Raw genomic sequence first — 9,974 nt, forward strand, 5'->3', positions numbered from 1 at the left:
GCCGCTGGGGCCGCTCCAGCGGTGGCGCGTTCCGGCATAACTTCATCCGAAGCCGCTTACCGCCGCTTTTTATACGATAGCCCTGTAGAGGGCTGCAATTGATTCGGATAAACACTGTAAATACCGTCTCTAACATCCATTAAAATAGAACGATTATAAATAAAACGACTATAAACCGGATCTAGCTTCGTTTATGCCTGTTACAGGACGATTCCAATAATGATATTTCTCTCATTTGACAAGGAAAAGCCGCATCTGCAGCCCCTAGCGGGGACTACTTCGATGCGGCTTCATGCGTTTCCTGCCTACTTCCTTAATTCAGCGGAGAAAGATTGTTCTAAAGCAGATACAGCCGAAGCATGCGCGGCAGTAACTTCATCATCGGTCAGCGTACGCTCCGGATGGCGGTACACAAGCGCCAACGCGACGCTCTTGCGACCTTCGCCCAGCTTCTCTCCTGTATAAACGTCGAATACCTTCACCGACTCAAGCAGCTCGCCGGCAGCTTCCCTTACGACGGCTGACAATGCAGCCGCTGGCACGCCAGCATCTACCGTAACCGCGATGTCGCGGTCTGAAGCCGGATAACGCGGCAGCACACGGTAAGCAATCGAGCGGTCCACTACATCATACAACGCACCTAGATCAAGCTCAGCGACATAAACATCCTCCAAGTCGCTCCCTTGCTGCAACTCTGGATGGAGCTGGCCGACATAACCGATAATCTCTTCGCCGCGTTCGCCGGAGAGCTTAATCGCTGCGGTACGTCCAGGATGCAGATCGCCCGGAGCGGCGGCCTCATACGATACGGATTCGCTCAGCCCAAGCGTCGCGAACATCGTTTCCAGTACACCTTTGGCGTCATAAAAATCAACCTTCTCCGCCTTGCGGTTCCAAGCAGCCACACGGCGCTGTCCGGTCAAAAGCAGAGCGAAGCGATGTTTCTCCTGCGGCAAACGGGTCAGCTGCTGCTCGTCGGTATGGAATACCGTTCCGATCTCGAACAGCGCCAGATCATGGTTTTTACGATTGCGGTTGTAGGCCGCCGTCTCCAGCAGTTGCGGCAGCAACGACGTGCGAAGCACGCTGCGCTCCTCGCTCATCGGCATCGCCAACCGAATCGGCACTACACCATGCGACAGCTCAGGGAACAGCCCCGCCCGCGCCGGAGCCGTGAAGGAATAGCTAATCACTTCATGCAGACCAGCATCCGACAGGCGACGGCGCAGCTCGCGGCGTACCGCTTGCGGCACAGTCAGCGCACCTGGCGTCGTTTCGCCAATGATCGGCGTCGTTGGGATGTTGTCGTAACCGTAAAGGCGGGCTACCTCTTCAATCAGATCAACATCACGCGTTATATCACCGCGGCGAGTCGGCACTTGAACCTTGATGACACCTTGAGCAGACACCTCGGAATCAAAGCCCAGCCGACCGAAAATCGTCTGAACCTCTAGCTTGGATAACTCCATGCCAAGATAGCTGGCTATGCGATCCAGACTTACCTCGATAACGGCAGGTTGCACGGAATGAACAAGCTCTTGAGCGATGCCCTCGGTCACAAGACCATTGCCGAGCCCAGCAATCAGCGAAGCGGCACGATCAAGCGCCGGAATAACGCGAGCCGGATCTACCTCTTTCTCAAAACGCAGGCTTGCTTCCGAGCGCAGGCCGAGCTGACGGGAAGTACGGCGTACTACAGAACCGTCAAACTTCGCCGACTCAAGAATAATGTTCACGGTATCCGCAGAAACCTCGGAATTCGCGCCGCCCATAACACCTGCCAAGGCAATCGCCTTTTCGCCGTCCGCGATGACGAGCATATGGGGCTGCAGCTTACGGGGCTGGCCGTCCAGCGTTTCCAGCTCTTCGCCTTCGTGCGCCAGGCGTACGATGATCTCGCCTTGGGCCACTTTATCGGCGTCGAATGCATGCAATGGTTGACCGTATTCCAACATTACATAGTTAGTTACGTCAACGATATTGTTGATCGGGCGAATACCCGCCGCCATCAGCCTATTTTGCAGCCAGAGCGGGGATGGAGCAACGGTGACATGTTTGATATAACGCGCGCTGTAATGCGGACATTCATCACGTGCCTCGATACGTACCGACAGATGGTCCGAAGTCTGCTCCGCAGTATCAAAAACCGCACCCTCAGGCAGCTTTATCGGACGTCCCATAAGGGCGCCGATCTCGTAAGCTACACCAATATAACTCAAGGCATCGGAGCGGTTCGGCGTCAAATCAAGCTCCAACACATGTGTGTCGAGATGGAGCACTTCGCTGATCGGCTTGCCAAGCGGAAGCTTCGGCAGCACGAGAATGCCCTCCTGCTGCTCTTTTGGAAGCAGCTTGTCGTTCAGTCCGAGCTCGCGTGCAGAGCAGATCATGCCTTGCGACTCCACACCGCGCAGCTTCGCGCGCTTGATCGCAAAATCACCTGGCAGCTTAGCGCCGATTGTCGCAACTGGAACATGCTGGCCCGCATCTACGTTAGCTGCGCCGCAAACGATTTGCAGATCCTCGCCAGTACCGACATCAACTTTACATACGTTAAGCTTATCTGCGTCGGGATGTTTCGTTTTTTCCTTGATATAACCGACAACTACGCCGGTCACACCTTTATTCATCGACTCGACCGCATCGATCTCGATGCCTCCGGACGTCATTTTCTCCGCAATCTCCTCTGGCGTCAGCCCTTCCAGACTGATATAATCCGCCAGCCAGCTCGTTGAAATTTTCATATTCGGTGTCCCCTCTCTTTCCTTACATTCTTGCGAACTGGCTCAGGAAGCGCAGATCATTCGTATAGAAATGGCGAATATCATCGATACCGTATTTGAGCAGAGCGATACGCTCGATGCCCATACCAAAAGCAAAACCAGTCACTTCCTCAGGATCGTAACCGCCGGCTTGGAGTACCTTTGGATGAACCATGCCGCAGCCGAGAATTTCCAGCCAGCCCGTTCCTTTGCACATCCGGCAGCCTTTGCCGCCGCATTGGGAACAGGTCATATCAACCTCGGCGCTTGGTTCGGTGAACGGGAAGAAGCTTGGGCGCAGGCGAATACGCGCTTGTTTGCCGAACATCTCCTGGACAAATTGCAGCAGCGTTCCTTTGAGATCGCTCATGCGGATGCCTTTGCCAACGACGAGGCCTTCCACCTGATTGAACTGGAAGGAATGAGTCGCGTCATCGTCATCGCGGCGGTAAACCTTGCCAGGACAGATGATTTTGAGCGGGGATTTACCGCTCATTGCCTTCATCGAGCGTATTTGCACCGGAGAAGTTTGCGTGCGCATCAGAATTTCATCCGTAATGTAGAAGGAATCCTGCATGTCGCGAGCAGGGTGGTTTTTAGGCAGATTAAGAGCCTCGAAGTTGTAATAATCGGTCTCTACCTCAGGACCTTCTGCAATCGTGTAACCCATGCCGATGAAAATATCCTCGATCTCCTGAGCAACCTTGTTGAGCGGGTGAACCGCTCCTGCAGGCAGTGGGCTGCCCGGCAAAGTGACATCAATCGTTTCGGAGCGCAGACGCTCCTCCGTTTCAGCGCGGCGGAATGCGGCGTTTTTCTCCTCGATAACGGCCTCAATCGCGCCGCGAACGCTGTTCGCAACCTCGCCGATGACCGGACGCTCCTCTGCGCTAAGTGCGCCCATGCCGCGTAAAATCTCGGTCAGCGCACCCTTTTTGCCCAAATACTTAACGCGAAGATCACTCAGCTCCTGTGGGCCTGTTACTCCTTGCAGCTCCTGCAGCGCTTCTGCGCGCAGCGCCTCCAAACGTTCCTTCATCGCTAATGCCTCCTTGTGCTTAGTTCCAGCCAATCTCTGCTCAGCGGGATCAATTTACTTTTTCTGGGATATATAAAAACAAAAAAGGCCCTCTCCGCTAGGGACGAAAGGACCGTGGTACCACCCTGATTCCAGCCTTGAGTAGGTACGAATACGAGCCATACATGCGGCTCGGGTTTCGCAATACTCCTCAGCGCATGAATGCGCCTGGCTGCTTAATAGCCGGATAACGGACGGCTGACCCGCGAGTCTCTAGTGGCGCCGGATCGGCGCGTTCAAGTCTCAAGCTCTGGAGTGAATTCGACCGGCTGGTTGTCCGGGATCGCTCTCAATCGGCGGCGTTCCCTCCCTGTGGATCAAGCACGGTGTACTGGTCTCCGTCATCGCTGTATGGAATGTGTCATATAGATGAGTTTTTCAAACATTTTATTTCAAACACTGATTACTCATTATATCCATCACAGGGCCAAGTTGCAACCTGCATAAAACCAAGCTGCAACCTACATAAGACCAAACTGCAACCTACATAAGATCAAACTGTAACCTACATAAGACCAAACTGTAACCTGGCATGGAGCTTAGCTTTTACGCCAAATCCCGCCTGAACAATGGGTGAATCCACATTATTGATAAAAGTCCAAATGTTTGGCATCAAATGTTAAGGTTACGATTTCAAGCCCTTGCTGTTTGCTTTCTTCCAATAATGTTCCCTGCTCAAAACCGCTCCGTTCCACGGTTCCGATCCATCAGGCCATGCTCAAAAGCATACCGAGTCAGTTGCACACGGTTGTCCAGATGCAGCTTTTGTAGGATGTTCTTGAGATGGTTTTTGACTGTATGCTCCGATATTCCGAGTGTGCTGGCCACCTCGCGGTTGGGCTCTCCTAGTGCGACTCGCTCCAAAATCTCCTTTTCACGCTCGGTGAGCGGGGTTGTGGACTGGCTAGCGGAACTGCGCAACGGAGTTGAGGCAGCCGATGCTACGCGGCTCTCGCGACTGCGATTGGGAAGAAATTCATGAAGAATTCGCGTCGCTAGCTCGCGGCTCATCGGAGTTTCGTCCAGCGATACGGCTCGCAAGTAATCCAGCCATGCGGAAGGCGAAAGGTTTTTGAGCAAATAACCTTGCGCGCCCCGCTTGATCGCTTCGAACAGATCGGCTATGTCGTCGGATACGGTGACCATAACAATCTTAACCGTAGGCAGGATACTTTTGATGCGCGAGGTCGCTTCCAACCCATCGATACCCGGCATGCGGATATCCATTAGAATAAGATCTGGCTGCAGCTTCTCTGCTAGCAATACCGCCTCTTCACCGCCCGAAGCCTCGCCTGCCACTTGGAAAAAAGCATCCTCTGACAGAATGATTCGCATTCCTTCGCGTCCATGTGGATGATCGTCCACGAGCATGACGCTCACAGGGCCTCGACTCGCTACGGATGCTTCTTTACCGTCCAGCGTCCCCTCATGATCGCTGTTAAAAGGCTCCTGACCATTGCCCCCGCCACTCTCAGACTGCCCAAAATCGGACTGCTGCTGATTCGTATTCAATGTACTCCGCCTCCTTTTGACTGCCGAATTAACTACAACTGCGATCTGCCTTGCTTGCCTCCGGAACAATGCGATCTAGCGCTGATTGGCTTGTCTTACTTGCTCTCGAACAATGCAATCTAGCGCTTATTCACTCGCCTAATTTGCTCCTGAACACTTCAATCTACCTCTGTATCGCTCGTCCGGCCTTGCCTCTCGAACGCTGTGTTCTACCTCTGAGTTGCTCGTCCTACCTGGGAAGAATGCCTTACTATTTCTACCGTGGTGCCTTGTTTCTGCCCGTCAGATGGGCTCCGAAAAGCAAAATCCCAACCGGCTCCACGAGCCCGGTCATTCATCATCCGAACACCGTAACGGCCCTTTGCCAGCTCCGCTCCAGCAGCAGCGCCGACTCCATCGTCGGTAACGGAGCAGCGGAAACCGTCCGTTCCTTCCTGCCTACAGGTTACTTCAACAAAGGAAGCGGCCGCATGTTTGCGTACATTCATCAACGCTTCGCGGATGATTGCCAGTAGTTCAACCTTTTCGCGGCTTGTCAGCAGTACATCCGGCAGCTTCCAGTCAATCCCCATCTCAATTCCGGAATCCTGCAGCTCAGCAGCTGCCCCACTCAGCGACTGCAGCCATGGCAAGTCAGACACTTCCGGGGCAGAGCGTAAATTGGCAATCGACTCCCGAACATCCTCATACACATGGCGCACTGTACCTCGTATTTGCTCGGTCGTCTCTCGGATCTCCTCCGAAGATTGTGCTCGATCGAGTCTGTCCAGCTTAACCGAGAGCAGGAACAATGACTGAGATATGCCGTCATGCAGCTCCCGAGCCAGCTGATCCCGCTCCTGGATGGACGCTTTCACCGCCTGCTCCCGACGCAGCTCTTCCTGCACATTGTCGTGCATGCGAAACAGCTTGCTCAGCAACGTAACGGTCACAAGAAACACGAGAATTGGGCTGATAATATTGCCGGTGTCCATAGAAACGTAAGGTAGCAGAAACGTGTGCCTCGCATATTCCCAGGCAGCGGTCAGAAAGGTCGGCGTCCAAAGGATCAGCCGCTTAATCGTTACTGCCTTCATGCTCGCTCAACTGCTTTCATCAGTAGTTGCGGAAGCTTGTTTGCACTTCTCGCTCCACACCTTTTTCATCAACTACCCGAATCTCGGCCCTCCATAGACCTGCAAATGGAAGATAAGTTCCCGTAGTACGGTAAGCCGTTTTTGTATAACCGTCGAAGGTACTAATCTCATCATCCTGAAACTTTTCAAGCGGGATTTCGATTGCACCAACCTCTGGCTTGTCGATTGGAACAAGGCGGAGCTTGACGGATTCCGGATTGCCCAGCGATTTGAACATCCAGATACGCGTTATGAATTCATTGCTGCCTGGCACATTTGGGGTAATCCGTAACGAAACATGCATCTCGCTGCCCATCTTATGCCATGAGACGGGCTCGTTGGCCGGCAGCGGACTGATATAAGTAAACACGCCGACTATAACGAGAATGAGCGCCATCAGCGCACCGTCCGCCTTGAGCAGAATGCCGCTCGGGAATCCAGAGCGCTTCATACGGCGGCGGAGCAAAAAGCCGATTACTGTGACGAGTATAACTAGTCCCGCTTTTACAAGCAGCAGTATACCCCATGGGGTTATTAACAGATACTCCAGCTTGGTCATGTAAAGCAGCGTGAGCAAAATTCCGCTCAGTGATAACACGACGATGCTGATCCATGCAGCACGGGAGAAGCTCTCCGCGAAACGTCCGGCCTCCTTGCGTTCTCCGTACCAAAGCGCGATCAACAACATTAAGCCGCCTGCCCAAAGAGCTGCTCCAACGAGATGCACAAAGTCGAGCGACAGCGTTGCCCAGCGAGGCGAAGAAGCCGCCGCATGTCCGTTCCACGTTTCGGTAGCAAGCAGCAGCAGTCCCCAAACGGCACGCAGTGAATTGCGTCCAACTGGCAATGAGAGTCCGGCAAAAGCGAGTAATAGCAGGGCTACATAGCTCTGGCCGACCGAAGTGCTGGTGAACAGCGGTAACCATTCCTCTGAGGACTGGCCCACCATAATCTGAGTACTTTCCACGAAAACGTACAACAGCGAGACTAGAACGAGCGCTTGCGCCGGAAGTTTAGCGAACCTTTCGCGTAGCAGCTGTGAAATACCTTCCCAGCGACTGCGATACAAGAGTGGCCAAAGCGCGCAGCCAGCAGCCAGCATCAAGGCCACATAATAAAGGAAGCGCACAGCATACAGCAAAAGAGTCGCTGTCGTCAGAGCATCGTCGCTATGCCCTTCATGCCCTAGCTGGGTGTGGATATTGTATGTAGAAGCATCTTTCGCCGGAGGCGGCTCGCCTATAACGAACACATGAGAGCCATTAACAGGATGCCCATCCTCCGATATGACCTTATAGTTTACGGTATAAGCACCGGCTTTCAGCGACGGCAGCTCCAGTGTCAACGTCAGGCCGTCTTCGCTTAACACCGCCTTGTTGTTCGTTACTTTGGCCGAGTTGCCATCCAATACTTCAAGCACCCCGATTGAGGCTTCCAGCTTTTCATTAAAGCTGACTTTGGCCTCGGCTGGCGGGCTCTCCAGACGCGCTCCCGCCGCCGGATAAGCTTCCTTGAGGGCAGCATGGGCCGAAACCTGGCCCGGGGCCGCAAGCAGTAGCGGCAAGAGGGCTATGAACGCCAGCAGAAGGCTGGCGATTAGCCGCTGTGGGCGGGTGATGAGCCGCTGTGGGCGGGTGATGAGCCGCTGTGGGCGAGCGGAGAGCCGCAATTGGTGGGCGGAGGGCCGCTGTGGGCGGCCGAAGAGCCTCATTTGGAGGGTGATCGGCCGCTGTGGGTGGGCGAAGAGCCTCATTAGGAGGGCGAAGAGCCGCTGTGGGCGGCCGAAGAGCCTCATTTGGAGGGTGAAGAGCCGCTGTGGGCGGCCGAAGAGCCTCATTTGGAAGGCGAAGAGCCGCTGTGGGCGGGCTTTTGGCGAGCCCGTTGCATGGAACGTTTTCCATGCCCCCGCCAACCTCAGCAGAAGGAAAAGATATAAATTACTAAAAGGCCTTGTAAAGGCATTCATGCTTGCCCTGCACTTCCTTTCCAACTGTCATTCATGCCTATATTTTACTTGATGGAACCCAATTGAACCAACCGGATTGTGAACATTTCGGGAAGGGGGCTACGGGCGTGAGAGTGAAGTGGGTTGGCAAGCACAATAGCGGGCGGAATGACGTAAAGCCGGGGACAATTGGATCGATCACGGCGGCACGGCGCAGGGCTACGAGAGAAGCTGCGGGCAGAATAAAAGCTGAGAACAAAGGGCGGAATTTGCAGGAATCTGGCCGGAGGCGATAATGGCGTAGGCGAGGGTGTAGCGAATATGTAAACTCCAAGCGGCACATTCTATATAGGATTAACAAGATAGGATTAACAAGTGTGATGAACCATGGAAGAGGAAAACAAACCTCTGCTTTAATGATGATCTATCTGGCGCTATATTTTGCTGAAAACACGGCTGCACGCACCAAGTAACAAAAGCTACTTGAACGCCGCGGCGGGGCTCGATTTTCACGCACCAAGTAGCAAAAGCTACTTGAACGCCGCGGCGGGGCTCGCTTTTCACACACCAAGTAACAAAAGCTACTTGAACGCCGCGGCGGGGCTCGATTTTTACACACCAAGTAGCTAAAGCTACTTGAGAGCCGCGGCGGGGCTCGCTTTTTACAAACCAAGTAACAAAAGCTACTTGAACGCCGCGACGGAGCACGCCTTTTACAAACCAAGTAGCAAAAGCTACTTGAACGTCGCGGCGGGGCTCGCTTTTTACAAACCAAGTAGCAAAAGCTACTTGAACGCCGCGGCGGGGCTCGCTTTTTGCAAACCAAGTAGCAAAAGCTACTTAAGCGTCGCGGCGGGGCTCGCTTTTTGCAAACCAAGTAGCAAAAGCTACTTGAACGCCGCGGCGGGGCTCGCTTTTTACAAACCAAGTAACAAAAGCTACTTGAACGCCGCGGCGATGCTCGCTTTTTACAAACCAAGTAGCAAAAGCTACTTGAACGCCGCGGCGATGCTCGCTTTTTACAAACCAAGTAGCAAAAGCTACTTGAACGCCGCGGCGATGCTCGCTTTTTACAAACCAAGTAGCAAAAGCTACTTGAATGCCGCGGCGGGGCTCGATTTTCACACACCAAGTAACAAAAGCTACTTGAACGCCGCGGCGGTGCTCGCTTTTTACAAACCAAGTAGCAAAAGCTACTTGAACGCCGCGACGGAGCACGCCTTTTACAAACCAAGTAGCAAAAGCTACTTGAACGCCGCGGCGATGCTCGCTTTTTACAAACCAAGTAGCAAAAGCTACTTGGATGCCGCGGCGGGGCTCGATTTTCACACACCAAGTAACAAAAGCTACTTGAACGCCGCGGCGGTGCTCGCTTTTTACAAACCAAGTAGCAAAAGCTACTTGAACGCCGCGGCGATGCTCGCTTTTTACAAACCAAGTAGCAAAAGCTACTTGAACGCCGCGGCGATGCTCGCTTTTTACAAACCAAGTAGCAAAAGCTACTTGAACGCCGCGGCGATGCTCGCTTTTTACAAACCAAGTAGCAAAAGCTACTTGAATGC

7 protein-coding genes are annotated in these 9,974 nt (G+C 53.6%); 2 read left to right on the top strand and 5 right to left on the bottom strand.

Annotated features, from left to right (window positions below; all coding sequences use genetic code 11):
* Positions 1-305: 305 nt before the first annotated feature.
* The 5 genes from pheT to CGZ75_RS11365 form a co-directional block, all read right to left on the bottom strand.
* Complete coding sequence (gene pheT, locus CGZ75_RS11340; protein WP_089524255.1) at positions 306-2,744, bottom strand: phenylalanine--tRNA ligase subunit beta; 2,439 nt, start codon at positions 2,742-2,744, stop codon at positions 306-308.
* A 22-nt stretch (positions 2,745-2,766) separates the two neighbouring features.
* The gene (gene pheS / locus CGZ75_RS11345) at positions 2,767-3,801 is read right to left on the bottom strand and encodes a phenylalanine--tRNA ligase subunit alpha (protein ID WP_089524256.1); all 1,035 of its coding nucleotides are present in this window, start codon (positions 3,799-3,801) and stop codon (positions 2,767-2,769) included.
* 714 nt (positions 3,802-4,515) lie between these two features.
* Positions 4,516-5,211 carry a response regulator gene (locus tag CGZ75_RS11355; protein ID WP_089524673.1) on the bottom strand — a complete coding sequence of 232 codons (696 nt, stop codon included), beginning with the start codon at positions 5,209-5,211 and terminating at the stop codon, positions 4,516-4,518.
* 350 nt (positions 5,212-5,561) lie between these two features.
* The gene (locus CGZ75_RS11360; protein WP_089524257.1) at positions 5,562-6,428 is read right to left on the bottom strand and encodes a sensor histidine kinase; all 867 of its coding nucleotides are present in this window, start codon (positions 6,426-6,428) and stop codon (positions 5,562-5,564) included.
* 19 nt (positions 6,429-6,447) lie between these two features.
* Positions 6,448-8,178 carry a copper resistance CopC/CopD family protein gene (locus tag CGZ75_RS11365; protein WP_089524674.1) on the bottom strand — a complete coding sequence of 577 codons (1,731 nt, stop codon included), beginning with the start codon at positions 8,176-8,178 and terminating at the stop codon, positions 6,448-6,450.
* Positions 8,179-8,540: 362 nt separating this feature from the next.
* On the opposite strand from CGZ75_RS11365, the gene CGZ75_RS25215 reads away from it, so the two are divergent.
* Positions 8,541-8,708 carry a hypothetical protein gene (locus CGZ75_RS25215; protein WP_176444772.1) on the top strand — a complete coding sequence of 56 codons (168 nt, stop codon included), beginning with the start codon at positions 8,541-8,543 and terminating at the stop codon, positions 8,706-8,708.
* A gap of 145 nt (positions 8,709-8,853) precedes the next feature.
* Positions 8,854-9,042, top strand: coding sequence for a hypothetical protein (locus CGZ75_RS24535; RefSeq protein ID WP_141136722.1), 189 nt, complete (start codon positions 8,854-8,856; stop codon positions 9,040-9,042).
* Positions 9,043-9,974 lie beyond the last annotated feature (932 nt).

The organism is Paenibacillus herberti (assembly GCF_002233675.1).
In the GTDB taxonomy this organism is placed as follows: domain Bacteria; phylum Bacillota; class Bacilli; order Paenibacillales; family Paenibacillaceae; genus Paenibacillus_O; species Paenibacillus_O herberti.